The sequence below is a fragment of the Paenibacillus sp. SER-28 genome (assembly GCF_052906305.1).
The window spans coordinates 959752-977132 of record NZ_JBRECM010000002.1; the positions used below are offsets into that span (position 1 = coordinate 959752).

Here is a 17381-nt window from a genome sequence, read left to right on the forward strand (position 1 = left end):
TTCCCTTTTCAGTACTAAAATATAAACTCTTAAAACCTTAAAAATATGTCCCTAGCAATGCATTGACCAGTAAAAGTATGGATGATATAATCATAAAAGGAAAAAATCATTGATATAGAGCCCTGTGTTAATGGGCTTTTCTCATAGTTTATTTTGTAAGCGCGTACAATGATTATTTTCCATATATACCGTGGAGGAGGCGATAAATGAATCCATTTTATCAAAATAAATGTCTTTCTTTTTTTTTACTTTTAATGCAACCGATTGCATTATCTCCCCCACTAAATATTATCAGGAGGTTGTTAACTTGCTAAGGAAAAAAACTAGGAGTTTTATTTCTTGGTTGATTATTTTATCACTTTGCTTCAACTTCTTCGGTTTACCCGGCGTAGCTTCGGCCAGTAACACCGATTATACATCCACCTACACGAATTCCACAGCAACTGCCTTTCCATCGACAACCGCTTCTATCACGTCTACCGTAACCGCAACGTATGCACCTACCACAACACCTAAATCAACTCAAACTGGGTTAACGGTTCACTTTAAGAAACCTTCAAGCTGGAATTCAGCGATTCGAATCCATTACTGGAATCTGAATCCGACAACCGTTCCGATAAGCGGGGCGTGGCCGGGAATCCTGATGAAGCCGGATGGAAACGACTGGTACAGCTACACCATTGCCGAGGCGACAGGCTCAAGTCTCATCTTCAATGACAGTAGCGGCAAACAGACGGCCGACTTGTCCCGCAGTGTGAAAGAGGGCTGGTATTACACAGATAACACATGGTATGATGCCAGCCCGGAAATGCCTAAAATTCCGGCGATTTCCGCCTCTCCTGTACCCAAAACTTATGATTCGTCCCAAACGGTGACGCTTTCCAGCACCAACAGTGACGATAAGATTTACTATACGATAGACGGTTCGACACCTACGACATCCTCGACCTTGTATACCTCTCCAATCCAAGTTGCTTCCTCTTTGACCATTAAGGCCTTCGGTGTCAACTCAATCGGTCAAACTGGAAATGCATCCTCTTTCGCTTATGTGATTGACCTAAATGCAGATCTGCAAGCTCCGACAATCACAGCGAATTTGCCTGCAGGGCATTCCGATTCCTCAGTGACTGTATCCTTTAACCTGAAAGATAACAAGGCGGCAACGACCAAGGCATACTATACGGAGGATGGTACAGAACCAACCACAAGCTCAAAAGTCTATATCCTCGGCAACGCGCTGGCCGGATTGACTGGACCGTCTATTCTTATCTCCAAGACCACGACATTAAAATTTCTCGTTATAGACGGTGCTGGTAATCAAACCAAACAGAGCTTTGTTTATAATATTGGAACTAAGGGGGATTTTCGGGAAGATACTATTTACTTCGTGATTACTTCCCGGTTCTATGACGGTGATTCGAGCAATAACGTGCACGCATGGGATGATGGAAAGGCGCGCAATCCAGATTCGGACCCGGCTTGGAGAGGGGACTTTAAGGGGTTGATTCAAAAGCTCGATTATATCAAAGCCCTCGGATTCAGCGCCATCTGGATTACACCTGTTGTGCAAAATGCCAGCGGTTATGATTACCATGGTTACCATGCTTTAAATTTTGCCAAAGTAGACCCACGGTATGAATCGGCGGGAGCTTCTTACCAGGATTTGATTAATGCGGCCCATGCCAAAGGGCTGAAGGTTATTCAGGACATCGTCGTCAATCATACGGGTAATTTCGGTGAAGAGAATCTGTATCCCATGTTCAAGAAAGATCCAGCTAATCCCGATACCGCTAACAACTTGGTGAAGACTACGGATAAGTTGCCGCCAAACTATGATTCCATGACACCCGATCAGCAGTATCAGGCAAGGCTCGCCTTAATGAAGTCAGAGGGGACGAACAATAACATTTACCATACAGAGAAAAGTCTCTCCTGGGAATCCTATACTGTTCAAACCGGTCAGATAGCGGGCGATTGCGTGGATTTGAACACGGAAAACCCTGCAGTTAACAAATATTTAATTGATACCTACAATCACTATATAGACATGGGTGTTGACGCTTTCCGTGTCGATACGGTGAAGCATGTGAGCCGGTATATTTTCAATAAATACTATATTCCTGCCTGGAAGACAAGAGGCGGTTCGGATTTCTATATTTTTGGAGAAGTAGCCACTCGTTACAGAGATGTCTGGAATAGTGGAATTCCAGCGATCTCGACGCCATTCTATACTTGGAAAAGCTCAAAATCGTATCCGGGCGATGGAAAGAATGACTACGCCTCCAATAAAGCGTCAGTTGAACAAGAGTGGGCGGACAACTCTACTACAGCAGGACAGCCAACCTCGAACAATGCTTTCTTAAACGGAAATACCTATCATACGCCTGACTATTCGATGAAATCGGGCATGGATGTGATTGATTTTCCAATGCATTGGGCATTCAAGACTGCACAGGAAGCATTCAGTATGAAAGGTGGCGATCAATACTATAATGATGCTACCTGGAATGTAACCTATGTCGACTCGCATGACTATGCGCCCGACCAGGCTCCGGAAAATCAAAGATTTGCGGGCACACAGGACACTTGGGCCGAGAATCTCGATCTGATGTTCACCTTCCGCGGAATACCCGCTATCTTCTATGGCTCCGAAATCGAGTTTCAAAAAGGGGCAACCATTGATACAGGTCCAAACGCACCGCTAAGCAAAACAGGACGGGCATATTTCGGCGATCACATGGAAGGCAATGTTACGGTACAAGATTACGGCAAATACACGAATGCTACTGGCACGCTTGCGGAATCGCTCAATCATCCTCTGGCGAAACATATCAGACAGCTTAATTTAATCAGAAGAGCTGTACCCGCCTTGCAAAAAGGCCAGTATTCCACAGAGAATGTATCGGGCAATCTGGCGTTTAAGAGAAGATATACCGACAGTGCCAAAGGCATTGACAGCTTTGCATTGGTCACGATTTCAGGAAACGCCACGTTTACCGGAATTCCGAACGGAACCTATGTGGATGCGGTGACCGGTGATTCCAAAACCGTTACTGATGGCAAGATTACCCTGACATGCTCCGGCAAAGGAAATGCAAGGGTATATGTATTGAATGGCAGAGGTGGAATTGGAGAAACGGGAACCTATCTGAAGTAAACGGCAGTATGTCTTAGTTAACTAAAGCAACCTCAGTTCGGTATTGCACCGTGCTAAGGTTGCTTCATTAAAAAGTATATCCAAGAGAGAGTCGGATATTGCTCTGGACTAAATTTTTAAACAACAAGTTGCACCAATGATAGCTTCTATGTGCGTACATTCCTCCGTATATTTAATGACCAACAACCATCAAGTATTAACGGGTTATCGCTTCTACCTGCTCTTTGGAAGCACCTGAAGAGTTGCATTCTGAAGACGGTAACCAGTTGTACTGGTGGTTCATAGCCCTCTCAAGGATAGAGACTATCAGATGCTTAATGAATGAAAAAAATGATTTAGATGTTCGGCAAACAATTTAGGATTTTCCATAGCGGCGAAATGACCGCCTTTATTCGCTTTCTCCCAGTACGTAATATTATAGACGCGTTCTACCCAGCTTCGAGGAGGCGTGGGTAGCTCCTTGGGAAATAAGGTAACCCCTGTTGGAACAGTAACACGCTGGCCTTCGGTGAAGTGCAGTGGCATTTGGGTACCTTCAGTATATATTCGTATGGAAGAAGCAATCGAATTGGTAAACCAGTAAATCGATATGTTGGTGAGGATATGATCAAGTGAAAAAGACCTTTCCATATCTCCGTCACAGTCACTCCAACCTTGAAATTTTTCTACCATCCAGCTGGCAAGACCGGTTGGGGAATCACTTAGTGCAAAAGCCAGTGTTTCCGGCTTCGTTCTATGAAGGGCGCTATAAGCACCTTCTCGGTCCAACCACTAGCTACGATGTCAAAGTAAGCTTGCTCTTCTTCGCTAACAGATGGTGTATTCGGAGTGAGGGGTGGCTTGTAGCTTCTAGGAATATAATTGAGATGAAGTCCCCTTACCCGTTCGGGGTACATGAATGTGGCCCAGGAGAACATTGTCCTGGTGTGCAGCAATGACGGCCCAGACCATTTCGATGAATATAAGCGAGAGAACACCAACCATTTTTTTATAACGAATGAAGAAGGCTGTAGTTATCGGACCATGTTTGAAAGATATCTTGTAAAGCATGATATTCATCCATTTCAAACCATGGAGTTATGGAGTATAGAGGCGATTAAACAAACCGTTATGAGTGGGCTTGGATTTTCTTTTTTGCCTTATATTACAGTTAAAGAAGACGTGGATAGTGGAAAACTTAAAATTGTAAGTCATTCCGAAAAGTTCGATCCGATATACTCCCATATGCTGATTAAAAAGAAAAAGTGGCTATCTCCAACAGTGAAAGCTTTCTCTGAACTTGTTATAAAGTCGATACGTGAAACGGATAACGAGATCGAAAGATCAAGGTGAGCACCATTGTTGGATAATTGGTATGATCGTATTATCTACTCGAATCATAATAATCTTTTTGCCTCTAGCTGCATGAGATGTCTTATCAGGTAATGAAATGACATCTGAGTAATGGTATCGGAGGACAAGAAAAAGACGACCTTCATGCTGGACCATTCAAAAGAGGCCGTTTTATTCGCGTTAACATCGCTGATCCCTTTTCGCCAAACTCCGTTTGTTATGATTGACCTTACAAATCTCTCCTGGTTTTATGATTTGGAAGATGCACATCAGCAAATCGCTTCTAAAGCCAGAAGCTATCGTTGAAATGGACGAGACATACTTTCTGTAATCGGAAAAGGGCAAGAGGAACATCACCGAACGCAAGCCACGTATCGAGGCGGAAAAGCTAAATATCGTGGCATAAGCAAGGACCAAGTGTGTGTCCTCGTTGCCCGTGCCCGTCAGAAAATGACTTACTCTGGCGTTCTTGGGCGTGGTCGCATTCGGACAACGAAATAAGATGAGGCGATTGGCGGTCATCTATCGGAGCAAAACGTGCTTTGCACGGATTCCTGGCAGGCATTCAGCTCCTATGCGAATCCAAAGGGCTTGGCTCATTACCGATTCAAGTCCGAAGGAAAACAACGTGTCAAAGGCGTGTACCATATCCTAAACGTAAACAGCTATCATAGCCGCTTGAAGAAAAGTGGCAGGTTAGTTGATTGAAGGGTGTTGTTTTAAGCCTACATTTAATTAAGGAGAATATTTATGAAACAAGGCAGAATTATTATAATTACTGGTTCACCAGGAACTGGTAAAAGCACAACGGCATCAATTGTTGCTAAAGAGTCTAATTTATCAAAGTCGGTACATATGCACACTGATGATTTCTATCACTACATTCATAAGGGGGCAATCCCTCCATTTTTACCGGAATCACAAGAACAAAACTTAATTGTTATTGAAGCCTTCTTGGAAGCTGCAAAACGTTTTGCACGTGGTGGGTTCGATGTGATTATAGATGGAATTGTTGGTCCTTGGTTCTTAGAACCGTGGTTAAAAGCCGTACAAGATAATTATGAAGTACATTACATTATCTTAAGAGCGACTAAAGAAGTAACAATGAAACGAGCAATCAATCGTTCCAAATTGGACGAAGATGCCAACATTGAGTTGGTAGAGAAAATGTGGGAGCAATTTAACAATTTGGAGCACTATGAATCCAATATTATTGACACAACAAATCAATCAATCGAACAAAGTGTTTCAACAATAAAAGCTGTGATTGAAAAAAAAATCTTCTTTACTCACTATTTGATGCGATACAAAAGTTAAACAAACGGATACGATAGCTCAATAAACCGCCTTTTCATCAAGGCGGTTTTCTTATATTCAAAAATCAACATTAGAATTTAACATAGCCTTAGAAAAAGAAAAATATACAGGTATTCGTAAAATCGGCCTCTCTATAAAAGAAATAGTTAATCTTTATCCCGTTTGGTATTGTGCAACAATCATCTTATTTACAGTAATGTTCTACAAACGGAATCACTTTTCGTTAGAATTTTATCAATTAAAACTTTTGACGTTAACGGTCTATGCCAGTGCTTCATGAAATCTCAGTTCTGGCATTCCCCCTATTCGCCTCGAAAGAGATGAATATAGACATGGCCATTGCATTGGTTACAGCTGGAATATGGAATGGTACAATGATCGTCGTGGCCCTGTTCAGCGAAATGGACTTTTATCGTGTACCTATTTCCGTATTTTGTAGGGACTGATAAGTTAATGAAATCCCTAATGGGGGCTACGGCTACAGCTGTTGTGGTTATACTTGCTGTCCTGCTAGGGTGCTTATTGTTATTTAGTTCAGAACTAACAGCAAATCTAACCTATCCGACATTATTAATTGATTCGTTATATTCATGCGGGGGTTTTCTTGGAAAATTTGGAGATCCGCTGCTGATTATCTTTTGGCTGTTTAGTATATTTCTAAAGATATTTACAGGAGTGACTCCAGTCTTATATTATCTGGTGGACCGGATTCGTTTCGGTAAGCTGAAGAAGAACACTAATCAACCAGAGACCGACAGTTAAAGAATACCTGTTAAAGAAGTACTTCGATATTGTAATGATAAAAGCCTGAAAATTGGTCATCCCACTGTCAAGTAGAAAGGACTAAAAAGATATGTTTCAGCAGGAACCGCTTCTCGGTATTCAGCCGGGGAACAGTTGTTTAATTTTTTCTGAAATCTACTTTGGTTATAAAATGAAATATACTCGCGTACCTGTTGTTCTGCCTCCATCTTTAACTCCAAGGAGACTGCCGAAAGGGTTGTCCCTTTTTGGCCATGAAAAAATCCCCTCCGTTCAACAAGATTAAATCCATCTTACCAGATGTCTTTTTTCTCTTGTCTACTAAAAGGGGATAATACCAGTGCATCACTTCAGCATAAGCGTTTTTTTAAATTTCATTTAATCTTTGCAGGTTCATTGGCATAGAGTCTAAATACTTGTACTCCTCAATCCTAACGGAGTCTTCTGTCCAATTCCCCTCTTTATCTTTCACAAAGACTTCTCTTATTTATTACCGTCAAGGTAAAACTGCCCTGCGTCGGTATGATCTTGTCGGAGATCAGGTAACCCGTATCCGCAAAAGAGGCCTTGGTTGTTCATTGTGCACTTACGACACACCGTTAATTGTTTTGGCCGTAATGATCTACATCCGGTAGCTCATCGAGCGTGATCACGTTTGGATGGTTAAACACTTTGTTCAAATGCTCCCGGCTGTTGTTTACGCCATCGGTCAGGAACTCTCCCGTCCAGGTAGTGAACCAGCTCCAGTTCGTTCCGTCACTGGAGAGTAAATCCGGATCCGGGATCGCGCCGTTCTCGGTTAATGCGACCAGCTTCTGGTTGTTCACAAGCGAGACGAGTGCATCATACTTGTCAGTGACCGGACTATAGTCGCCCGCAGACGGATAATGATCCGTACTCACGATGTCTACAACATCGTGTCCCGGGTACCACTCCGGTGCGCTAGAGTTCCAGACCCAAATCAAATTGTTCAGACCATGCACGTTCGTTAAGCGGTCATACACCAGGTGGTAAAGTTTCTTTGACGGCTCCGGACCTTTCGCGCCCCACCAGAACCATCCTCCTTCCGCTTCATGCAACGGCCGGAAGAGCACGGGGATTTTCGCATCTTTTAACTTTTGAAGCTGTGCCGCAATGGCATCGATATCCCGCAAAATAAGTTTATAATCCTCGGATTCCGGGTGATCCAACGCGTAATCAACGTCGAAAGTGGTGGAATCCCCGAAGAATCCCTTGTACCACTCTTTACCGGGCTGGTCAATTAAACCCTTCGGCGCGTTCCAATGCCATACGACGGTGACAATACCGCCTTGGCTGTGCCAATCGATCGCATTCTCGATCTCGGAGGAGGAAGCGCCGTACTCGACTCGAGACGGTGAATAATCCATCAGGTCGAATCCGACAATGGCTGGCTTTTTACCAATCGCGTCCTGCATCCAGCTAATGTTAGAACTGTTCTGCTGACCGGATAGTATACTCTTGCCGTATTGATCGACCAGATAGCTCATCAACGATTTGGCTTCAGGCGAGGCGTTGGGATTAACGAGTGTCTTCCTAACCTGATGCTCCTCAGTGACCGTCGATTTTTGAAACTCGGCCACCCCCCCGTTCAGAACGCCTGATCCTGCTTCATACACAGCTTCAGACACGGTAACCGGTTCTTCGGATGCATGGGCAAAATAGTTGATACTGCTCTCTGCGCCTGCCGTCATTGGTAGCGAGAATAATAACGCTGCCCCGGTCAGAGTGCTGATCAAGCTCTTCGTTTTTTTAAATGAATTCATATTGGTTATCCTCCTAATGTTTATATCTTGCTGTCTGTTATCGCAAGATAAGGTCTGTTATGTGGGAAACAAGAAGTTATCAAAGAACCTAATCCCACGATCTCAAGTATTTATACTCTGTTTTAGCCCCCTTTTTTTGTGCATAACATAATCCATTTTTCTAGTACACTACCTCCTTCCCTAAGGATCGGCTGGTTGACTGATACCATCAATCGCAACGTACATTATTTTTTTGTTTAGCGAGTTGATCCCATCTTCCTATATGAAAAGGCTTTTTGGCGAATCCTCAATTATATCGACATTAAGGAAAAAAATTGAAATAGTTCTATTGGAGTGAAAATTATTTCATATAACAACAAACTATCAATTTCTGCAAAGAATGGTAGAGACTAAGTGTGTGATAAAGAAAATATTGCCGTTTCATTTTTATGAATCTTTAATTCACCCTTATGAATTTTGATTTAAATTATTGTTATTCTTGTACTATATAGAGGATTCATACTCACACACATAAGTGGTGAAAACGAATCAATTTACTTCTTCCACGCAGCTCGAGGATGAACAGATCAAAATGAAGATAGCGGATGCTGTAAAGAGGTAAAAGGAATCTACGATTATCGACGGGTCAAAGTATGGATCGAGAATACGCTTGATGAACGAGATGAGGAGTTAAGCTGTCATACGTAAGAAAAATCCTTATTACGCTATTTAATATTTAATGGACATAAAACCTATCTGCCATCAAAGACCTGTATAACAACGAGATTATCGCCTATTAGATCAGCTGTAGAAATGACTTGAAATTTCTTTAGCCATTTTCAAATCAGAGTGTTTTAAACGCTACACTTTTCGAACAGGTGAAAAAGTGGAACATGTTATCTAATTAACGTCTATCCATAAAAAACTAATATTCTCTGCATAAAATTAAACAACCTAAGACCGTATGAATATCGGACTCAGGTTGCTTAAATATTGCTTTTTTTATTACTGTTTACTTGATAGGGGTCAGTTCATAAAGAGGGTTCTCTTTTTTAACATGAATATTCAGAATAGCTCATTTATTAAGCAGTTTTTTTGTTACCCAAGTTATAGCTGCATTATTAACATCTTCACCCTGACCACCATGGGGAGCTTTAGAGTTAGACATAAAAATATTTTCTACCCTTGCATGGTTAAGAGCGTCTCTAAGTCTCAAACTTTGTTGAATAGATACTAAACTGTCACTTCCTCCATGTGCAATAAACATTGGTGGATCATCTGAAGATACTTAATTTATAGGACTAGCCATTTCTGCTAACTTGAATTTTTCGCAATTAGGAGAATCTGTTTGCTTTTTATCTCGAATATCTCTCAGGACTGCCACACCTTGCCCTTCTTATCAAATCCAAGAAGTTTGGCTTCAGCTGCTCGTGAAGAGTCTTGTGTCTCGGCTGCCTCCTCAGGAGATAGCAAGGTTGAATCCATTTCAGGTCCCATGGTAAACATATCTGTTGGACCGTAAAAATCTACTGCTGCCATTACTTTGCTCGAATACTGAAGATTGCCCCCAACATCACCTTCGAACTCTTTTATATCACTAGTAACAGCGAGTTCGGTAGCTAGATGTCCACCTGCAGAATTTCCTGCTATTGCAATTTTTTCTGGATCGATACCGTATTCCTTGGCATGCGCACGCAAATATCTGATACTGCCCTTTACATCATAGATTGGAGCCGGAAAAATTGCTTCACCACTCGATAATCATCTATTGAAACAAAGGTTATTTTACCCTCTAATACTTTTTTGAAAACTTGGTATGCTGAATCTCTAGCCACTTGATCTGTAGCTCTATCCGTCATTTGTGGTGCGGCAGTTTTGTTTTTTTGCATCTTTAGGAGCATCATCACCCTGATAGTCCCCTATACTCCATCCTCCACCATGAACATACACCAAGACAGGAGTTGCTTCGGTTACACCTTCCGGCTTGAATTTGAATCTAATCCCGACGGCGGTTGGAAACATTTAATCTGAATTAGCGAGAATCTGGTTCAAAGCTATGCCTTAAGGCCTTTCAAATGATTCTCACTTTTTTGCTTTCTCGCATTCTATCAAGTTATCTAAACTTCTTATTAAGAAACTTTGATACAATGCTATTTCATCCTCATTAAATCCCTTGTAGAAAAAATCTCCGACTTCATCAATAATCTTTTTATTCAATTCCACTAAATTTTCGTTTCTATTCACTACTTTAATTATTGTTTTCCGTCTGTCTGTTGGGCAAGGTATAAAACTGATATGTCCTGCTTTTTCTAACTTAGTTAATATACTTGTTAAAGTTGACTTCTGAAGATTGGTAATCCTTGAGATTTCATGTATAGGTACTTCGTCTTTCCTCCAAAAGGTAAAACAAAATTCTTGCATGTGTTGCTGTTAAAGTATTAACCTCAGATTCCCTGTGTTTTCTCGAAACTATTCTAGCCAGCAATGCATCTATTGATGCTGATAAAAAAACAGCTCTTCCTTCTTTTATAATTCCCATTTTGCACCTCCCTTTTCCTCGAAAATAGTACGATATCGTACTAAAATTTCAGTACGGGTGTCGTACTATTTTCAACATCCATTTTAAATGCTTGCATTCATTATCTTTTACAACCTGTATGCTCGTGACTACAGCAGCTACATGAAGACCGAACCACAAAAATTCGGTTAACCTAGAGGAGAGAAACGTAAGAGCGTATATGATGATGCTTAGCAACAGTAAAGCAGGCTTATATCTAAAGGGGGTTATCGTTTGGAGCCCAATGACGGCACCAAACATAAAGCCAGCCGTTTTGACTCCGATTCCAATAAATACAATCATCGAAAGCAGGACATCAACTCTCTCAACGATCTTCGAAAGATGAATGTGCGTAAATATAATACGTAAAGCAATTGTGTCAAAAAGGTGACAAGGGTATGCCATCGCTTATAACTTTTCTCAAAAACGGCACCCACTTATAACTTAAACTTGGAAACTAAATCAGGAAGAAGGGAACGTAACTTACAACTTGAAATTCAAAACCTTGTTTACGTGAAATCTTTTTATCCCAAAGTGGAGATCATGTCAAAAAAGAAGATCATATAAACTATGTAACAAGGTCAGACCGCTTATTATTAACGATCTCATTCAGTCCTGAATTGGGAGACACACGTAGACTGGAGCGAGGTGACAGTATCATATCGGAGATGTCAATGAAATAAGTCTTGTAGAATTTCTACAAGACTTATTCAGGTTTTCACATACCATTCACAACTATTTCAATTCCTTGCTTAATGGAGCCATCCAAATCACTTGCTGGTGGTTTAAAACCAACCATAAGATCCGCAGCTAGGTCAACATTTACACACCATCGTTCAAGTGATCAATAATACTTGAAATTTCCTTAGTTTTGGCAGCGAGTGATTCTCCCAAAATGATTCGGAAATCTTCGAATACCTAATAATGTTGATATCAATAACGACAACATCTGTTTACCGAAAGGGGTGTTCATTCGCTTGAAAAAAATCACTTGCGAGTTCGTATAGGTCCTCGTTCAAATTCCCTGTTCTTTTAATTGCCTATCGGTAGTCAATAAAGGTAAGTCTGATAGCTGGGAGGTTCCAATAGACATTATCAATACTATAGTTTAACAGAGCCAAAAATAAAAAGCCGGGGTGATTCGGGCTTTTAGAGTATAACTACTCAAAGAAGCATTGAACTATATCTTGGGATTAGGTAAAGATGAAAGTTCTTCCTTTTTTTTATCAAGCTCCTGCTCAATCTTTAGTAGCTCCTCTTCCGCCTTCCGATAGGCTTTCTCAGCTTTTTCAATCTGTTGCTCGTATTCCTTCCTACGCAGCATGGGAATTAAGACACAATCGTACACCAATTCGTCTCCCTGCTCTCGAATCACAGCATTTAAAAGAACGGGAAGTGTTCCGCCGCTACCCGTTTTCATCATTAAATATATCTCATCTACGTGATGATTAAGCCGAATCAACGGTAAAAAATAAACCTGAAAGAAAATTTGGCTGGACCGATTTAGCAGGGATTCAAAACTGATACCGTTTACCCCTTGTTTTTCATATTCTAACAAGCGGCACAGCGTTGCATTGACGATGCGTATTGTCAGATTTTGATCCATCGACAAATAACCGCAGGGGGCATGATCCAACCGTTCGTCCATATTATGTGTGCAACTCGCTTTCCTGTATTGAATCGATTGAGGCAAGATATTCGCTGATGAGTCTAATGGTTTCATCCGGATGGCTTACGTGTGGACAATGACCGGTTGCATCCATCAGTCGGAACTCGCTCTCCTTCATCTGCTGGTGGATATAGGCTCCAGCTTCCATCGGAACGATTACATCATCGGAGCATTGCAAAATCAACGAAGGCACCACTACCTTGCCGAGTTCCTTACGGTAATCAGAGAGAAACGTTGCTTCCGCAAAACGACGGGCTACCTTAGGATCGGTCGCGCAAAAACTTAACTCAAGATCTTGAGATAATTCCGGTCGGTCTGTATTCCCCATAATGACAGGAGCCAGATAGCTCGCCCAACCTTGAAAGTTTTGATCCATCAAGTCCAATAAATCCATCAGATCTTCCCGTTCAAACCCGCCGATGTAATCAGGTAAATCGTTCAAATATCGTGCAGAAGGACCAATCAGTACAAGCCGATCAAAGTATTCCGATCTTTGAATAGAGGCCAGCATACCGATAGTAGCACCGACGGAATGACCCACTAGAATGGCATTCTTCAATTCGAGCGCTGAACAAATGTCTAAGATATCCTGGGCATACCCGTTCAGATCATGATAAATATAAGGATTATAGGCCTGCATATCGGACTTTCCCGAACCTACAAAGTCAAACAATACCAGCTTGTACTTCTCTTCGAAAGCTGGTGCGACAAAGCGCCACATGTTCTGGTCACAGCCAAAGCCATGGACGAATATAAGAGTCTTGGAACCAAAGCCCCTTACTTTGACGTTGTTTCGGATGAGAATTTGTTGGCTATCCATCGACTTTTCCTCCTGGTAACGATAAATTCTGTTCAATAAATCATTATACCACTATATCAAGATTTTTAAATTTTTCCTGACGTGCCTAATCATCTGCTTGACTCTTATCTGCGGTTCCACAAGAAGCTACGCATATCATTGGCTTAAAGGCTATCCACCGATTCACCGGTTTGATTTATATAATCGAAGAACCTAAGCTGGATTAAAGAGACTAACACCAGTTGAGTTACCGTCGCCAGTTTGCAGCTCCATTATCCATTATGTTTTTTTCGGAATTAGGATTACTCGTTGGACTAAACTGCCTGTTAGCTCTTAACAGAGTACCGATAGTCTACAATGTAGTGTAGTGCTTAAGATCAAAAATAACAGCAGCTAGCATACCGATTAAAACTATTTGATTTCCAATTTCTCAAAAAACGTAAACGTTCTAATTTAAGTATACATAAGAATATGTAGAGCTTCCCTGGAATTGCTCAAATTAATAATACATGCCGCTACTAATTGTGTGGCAGCATGCATTGGTTATGAAATGCATTTTCTATTCAAATAAAGTCAACTTTGTAAAGTGAATATTTATTAAAAGGTGGGAGCAGGTAATTCATCAATTTTTATACGAAGTAAACTATAAGGTTTTTGTCGCAGGTCTTTTCCATAATGAAATCTTGCCTGCCGATGTAATTGGTTCACAATAACATATAAGTATTGATCTGGACCAATAGAAAAAGTATCCGGCCATAAAATTCTCGGATCATGTGCGATGGTTTCCATTATTCCATTCGGAAATATCTTTCGAATACTATCGTTTTCATAGTCACCAGCGTAAACGTTTCCTTTTGCATCGGTTATCAATCCATCAGACGCACCTTTTTCTCCCCAATACTGCACATGATAACGTAAGTTGAAATCCGGTATCGTTCTGTCTCTTAGGGCTTCTGTTGAGATCGAGTATAGATGACGACTGGTTAATGGACAAAAAAATATAATTTTTCCATCAGGGGAAATCGCTATACCATCAGAGGCCAATCGAAAGGGAGATGTCGAACCATCTGTGTTTCGATTCATCAAAATTTTACCTTCCACTTTCGGTAAAAAATACGGATCGGGTGAAGTTGAATTTGCTCCATTTAACCGTCTAAACGCATTTCCATTTTCTAAATCTACGACTATAATAGCGCCTGGACCTTTGGAAGAAGAATCCGTTATATATGCGTAACCTGATTTACCAACACGAAAATCAAATCGGACATCATTCAGATACGTTGTCGGCAAGATTGCATCTTCTGCAAACGTGTATACTTTTCTTATTGTATTTGTTTTTAAATCTACAGCGACTAATTTTGCCCCTCCTTTAATAGGCTCAGAAAAATTTGGTGCAGCTGTATCCAGTACCCACAGGGTTCCCCTTCCATCAGCAATTACACTTTGGACACTGATGAAGGACATAGTGATATTCAAAGGATTTACCAAATTCGTTTCTAAATTAGGATAAGGCTGCAACCGACCCTCAACAATTTCCGCTACCGTAAATCTAACGTCATCTCCCCATTTCGGAAAGCAAATGAAGATACGCCCGGTTTCTGATACACTAACGCCTGTAGGCATAGCCCCATAAAATGAATAAACGAGTTCTAACTTACCGAAATATTCTTCCATAGGTAACATAGGTTTTATGATATCCTCCCCAACATATTTGAACGGATATTACCTATAATATGTTTAAAAACTTTTTCTAATGCCTGCCTCTTAATGATTCTTTTCTAACCGAAACATAGAAGCACGCTGGGTAGAGTAACCCTTTGCTGGTTGTTGCGCCAGTTCTTTAATTGCCGTAGCCAGGTGAATGTTATGGATGTCCTGATCGGGCGAGCTTGCGGTTTGGATGTTCACAAGAAGTCCATTACCGCATGTGTCGTAACTCCCGAAGGAAAGCGATTAAGACGTTTCATACCTACACGGTTTTCCTGCTTGATTTGATCGACTGGATCAAGCAACATTGAGCACTCATGTAGCATGGAAAGTACTGGCGTGTTCCGGAAACCGATCGTGAATTTGCTTGAAGCTGAAGAAATTCAGTTCCTCGTCGTTAACGCCCAGCACATCAAAGGGTTCCCGGCAGGAAAACGGACGTAAAAGATGCAGAATGGATTTGTAATCTGCTCCGCCACGGTCTGCTGAAACCCAGTTACATCCCAGACCGGAACCTAAGAGAACTGCGCGAATTAGTTCGTTACCGTTGCAGCCTGATTCAGAGACGGTCCCGCGAACACAACCGGGCCAAAAAGTGCTGGAAGGAGCCAACATTAAACTAGCTGCCGTTGTCTCCGACATCATGGGGGGAGCAGCAGCGACATGATGAATTCCCTGATCGAGGGTGAAGAAGATACGGAAAAGCTGGCTGCATTCGCCCGAAGAACGCTGAAGAAGGCTAGATACGATCCCGGGGATCGCAACACGCACCGTGGAACAAATTCTGCACGAAGTCGGGACCGACATTGGTGCGCGTTTCCCCTCCGACACTCATCTCTGTTTGTGGATAGGTCTAGTTCCAAGGCAGAACGAAAGTGGTAAACGAATATCCTCCAAGACTCTCGCAAAGGCAACAAATACCTTTGTTCGGCACTCATTGAAGTTGCCCATTCCGTATGCAGATCCGACAATTACCCGGGTGTTCAGTACCGAGGCTGAAAAGGCAGAAACCGAGCGGCCGTGGCGTCGCCCACTCCATCATGACTATTGTTTACCATCTCCTCACGCGCAGCGATACAAGGAACCATTCCTGCAGCCATAAGGGTGGACGAACTTGACAAACGAGGCCTCCCGCATCTTTGGTAATCCGGTAATCATTGTCGACGCAGGCTATAAGTTACTCGCTATGTGTCAAGCCCCTATCCCCAGCCGACCTGATATCGAACAGCAGCGAAATTTGGGCTATATTCTTGACAGTAATATTGAGAGCATGAAGAAATCCAATCTGTACGAACTGACCCGTATGGCTCTTATTCCTTATTATTCACGTGATCCCGAGACCAACGACTGTTGGATAACAGCTTTTGTGTACGTACATGTTATAGAATTCGCGCAGGTCAGTGTTATGGAGCTGGATCGCAATTTACAGATATTGATTTTGAACTCGTACAATTTCTTTGTGAGCTGGTTTCGGTAGAATTGCAAAAGAACAACTTTTATAATTGCAATCCAGGAATGATGCATAGTTTTTTGCTTTCCGAACTGCTTACAGGCGAGTTCAATGATGCTAATATTATCGCAATGCGACTGACTCATCTGGAATGGACGCTTACACCTTACCTGAGAGTGATGACCTTGACAGACTTGAAGAACGGTTTTTTGACGGGAAAGTTCAGCTGGTTGCATAGCATATGATCCAATTACTGCCGGATAGCCGTTGGATCGTATATCAGGGACGTATTGTATTTCTCATTTCCCTTGTTGATTCATCCTGTAAAATCATTGCTGAAGACAAACGAATTCTGGAATTTCTCCAAGTAAACGGACTAACTGCTTCGCTAAGTGACTGCTTTAGTCATGTAACTTTTTTGCGAAAATATTATAAGCAATGCCTAACTGCCATTGAGATTGGTTTCCAACTTAATTCTAACAAGCCAGTGTATATGTATGAGGACTATCTCTGCGAGCACATTGGAAAGATCATATCGGAACAGAACGATCTCGCTGACTTCTGCCATCCGTTTTTCCAAAAGTTAATTGTTTATGACAATGCCCACAAAACAAGTTTGCTGCCTACCCTTGAAGCCTATCTTCAATATGTGGACACTCCAAATATTGCTGCTAAAACACTTTTTATTCATAGAAATACTTTGTTCTATCGAATCAACAGGATACATGAGCTTTTTGAGATTGATCTAAGCGATGGTGATATTCGCCTGAAACTTCAATTGACTCTTCATTTTCTAAAACTGAAAACACAACGCGACGATCCTAAAGATCAGAGTATAGAAAGGTAAGCAAATGCAAAAAACATACAG

The 17381-nt window shown here is 41.6% G+C and carries 16 protein-coding genes and 4 pseudogenes; 9 read left to right on the forward strand and 11 right to left on the reverse strand.

The features are described 5' to 3' along the window. Window positions 1-307: 307 nt before the first annotated feature. Window positions 308-3157 (forward strand): alpha-amylase family glycosyl hydrolase, encoded by a 2850-nt coding sequence (locus tag ACUYLD_RS09945; RefSeq protein WP_446674905.1) that lies wholly within the window; start codon window positions 308-310, stop codon window positions 3155-3157. Between the two features lie 306 nt (window positions 3158-3463). On the opposite strand, the gene ACUYLD_RS09950 is transcribed toward ACUYLD_RS09945, so the two are convergent. Continuing rightward, window positions 3464-3925, reverse strand: coding sequence for a hypothetical protein (locus ACUYLD_RS09950; protein ID WP_446674906.1), 462 nt, complete (start codon window positions 3923-3925; stop codon window positions 3464-3466). Window positions 3926-4057: 132 nt separating this feature from the next. Between ACUYLD_RS09950 and ACUYLD_RS09955 the strand changes: the two are divergent. The 4 genes and pseudogenes from ACUYLD_RS09955 to ACUYLD_RS09970 form a co-directional block, all read left to right on the forward strand. Continuing rightward, a pseudogene (locus ACUYLD_RS09955) lies at window positions 4058-4489 on the forward strand (LysR substrate-binding domain-containing protein); the annotation flags it as partial. Window positions 4490-4781: 292 nt separating this feature from the next. After that, window positions 4782-5173 (forward strand): annotated as a pseudogene (locus ACUYLD_RS09960) (IS1595 family transposase); the annotation flags it as partial. 66 nt (window positions 5174-5239) lie between these two features. Next, the gene (locus ACUYLD_RS09965) at window positions 5240-5806 is read left to right on the forward strand and encodes an AAA family ATPase (protein ID WP_446674907.1); all 567 of its coding nucleotides are present in this window, start codon (window positions 5240-5242) and stop codon (window positions 5804-5806) included. A 453-nt stretch (window positions 5807-6259) separates the two neighbouring features. After that, the gene (locus ACUYLD_RS09970) at window positions 6260-6568 is read left to right on the forward strand and encodes a hypothetical protein (RefSeq protein WP_446674908.1); all 309 of its coding nucleotides are present in this window, start codon (window positions 6260-6262) and stop codon (window positions 6566-6568) included. A 56-nt stretch (window positions 6569-6624) separates the two neighbouring features. On the opposite strand, the gene ACUYLD_RS09975 is transcribed toward ACUYLD_RS09970, so the two are convergent. From ACUYLD_RS09975 to ACUYLD_RS10005, 7 genes and pseudogenes are all read right to left on the reverse strand, one after another. Then, window positions 6625-6777, reverse strand: a complete 153-nt coding sequence (locus ACUYLD_RS09975) for an IS3 family transposase (protein WP_446674909.1) — start codon at window positions 6775-6777, stop codon at window positions 6625-6627. A 390-nt stretch (window positions 6778-7167) separates the two neighbouring features. Beyond that, window positions 7168-8202, reverse strand: a pseudogene (locus ACUYLD_RS09980) (glycosyl hydrolase); the annotation flags it as partial. A gap of 1204 nt (window positions 8203-9406) precedes the next feature. Then, on the reverse strand, window positions 9407-9598 hold the full coding sequence (locus ACUYLD_RS09985) for a hypothetical protein (RefSeq protein WP_238808389.1): 192 nt from the start codon (window positions 9596-9598) through the stop codon (window positions 9407-9409). 104 nt (window positions 9599-9702) lie between these two features. After that, complete coding sequence (locus tag ACUYLD_RS09990) at window positions 9703-10029, reverse strand: alpha/beta hydrolase fold domain-containing protein (RefSeq protein ID WP_446674910.1); 327 nt, start codon at window positions 10027-10029, stop codon at window positions 9703-9705. A gap of 17 nt (window positions 10030-10046) precedes the next feature. Continuing rightward, window positions 10047-10238 carry a hypothetical protein gene (locus tag ACUYLD_RS09995; protein ID WP_446674911.1) on the reverse strand — a complete coding sequence of 64 codons (192 nt, stop codon included), beginning with the start codon at window positions 10236-10238 and terminating at the stop codon, window positions 10047-10049. Between the two features lie 175 nt (window positions 10239-10413). Continuing rightward, window positions 10414-10752 carry a MarR family winged helix-turn-helix transcriptional regulator gene (locus ACUYLD_RS10000; protein WP_446674912.1) on the reverse strand — a complete coding sequence of 113 codons (339 nt, stop codon included), beginning with the start codon at window positions 10750-10752 and terminating at the stop codon, window positions 10414-10416. Continuing rightward, complete coding sequence (locus ACUYLD_RS10005) at window positions 10700-10870, reverse strand: hypothetical protein (protein ID WP_446674934.1); 171 nt, start codon at window positions 10868-10870, stop codon at window positions 10700-10702. The genes ACUYLD_RS10000 and ACUYLD_RS10005 overlap by 53 nt, the downstream gene beginning before the upstream one ends. Window positions 10871-11122: 252 nt before the next feature. Here ACUYLD_RS10005 and ACUYLD_RS10010 point away from each other — a divergent pair, with 252 nt between their 5' ends. Beyond that, complete coding sequence (locus ACUYLD_RS10010) at window positions 11123-11257, forward strand: hypothetical protein (protein WP_274597360.1); 135 nt, start codon at window positions 11123-11125, stop codon at window positions 11255-11257. 811 nt (window positions 11258-12068) lie between these two features. On the opposite strand, the gene ACUYLD_RS10015 is transcribed toward ACUYLD_RS10010, so the two are convergent. The 3 genes from ACUYLD_RS10015 to ACUYLD_RS10025 all read right to left on the reverse strand — a co-directional run bounded on the left by ACUYLD_RS10015 (window position 12069) and on the right by ACUYLD_RS10025 (window position 15048). After that, complete coding sequence (locus ACUYLD_RS10015) at window positions 12069-12536, reverse strand: PAS domain-containing protein (RefSeq protein WP_250261347.1); 468 nt, start codon at window positions 12534-12536, stop codon at window positions 12069-12071. A gap of 1 nt (window position 12537) precedes the next feature. Further along, window positions 12538-13377, reverse strand: a complete 840-nt coding sequence (locus tag ACUYLD_RS10020) for an alpha/beta fold hydrolase (protein WP_250268353.1) — start codon at window positions 13375-13377, stop codon at window positions 12538-12540. Between the two features lie 576 nt (window positions 13378-13953). Beyond that, window positions 13954-15048, reverse strand: coding sequence for an L-dopachrome tautomerase-related protein (locus tag ACUYLD_RS10025; RefSeq protein WP_322163453.1), 1095 nt, complete (start codon window positions 15046-15048; stop codon window positions 13954-13956). Between the two features lie 174 nt (window positions 15049-15222). Here ACUYLD_RS10025 and ACUYLD_RS10030 point away from each other — a divergent pair. The 3 genes and pseudogenes from ACUYLD_RS10030 to ACUYLD_RS10040 all read left to right on the forward strand — a co-directional run. Continuing rightward, window positions 15223-15999, forward strand: a pseudogene (locus ACUYLD_RS10030) (IS110 family transposase); the annotation flags it as partial. 178 nt (window positions 16000-16177) lie between these two features. Then, a complete protein-coding gene (locus tag ACUYLD_RS10035; protein ID WP_446674913.1) occupies window positions 16178-16540 on the forward strand; it encodes a hypothetical protein in 363 nt (120 codons plus the stop codon). Window positions 16541-16754: 214 nt separating this feature from the next. Continuing rightward, window positions 16755-17360: a PucR family transcriptional regulator gene (locus ACUYLD_RS10040; RefSeq protein WP_446674914.1), complete on the forward strand. Its 606-nt coding sequence runs from the start codon at window positions 16755-16757 to the stop codon at window positions 17358-17360. Window positions 17361-17381: the final 21 nt, after the last annotated feature.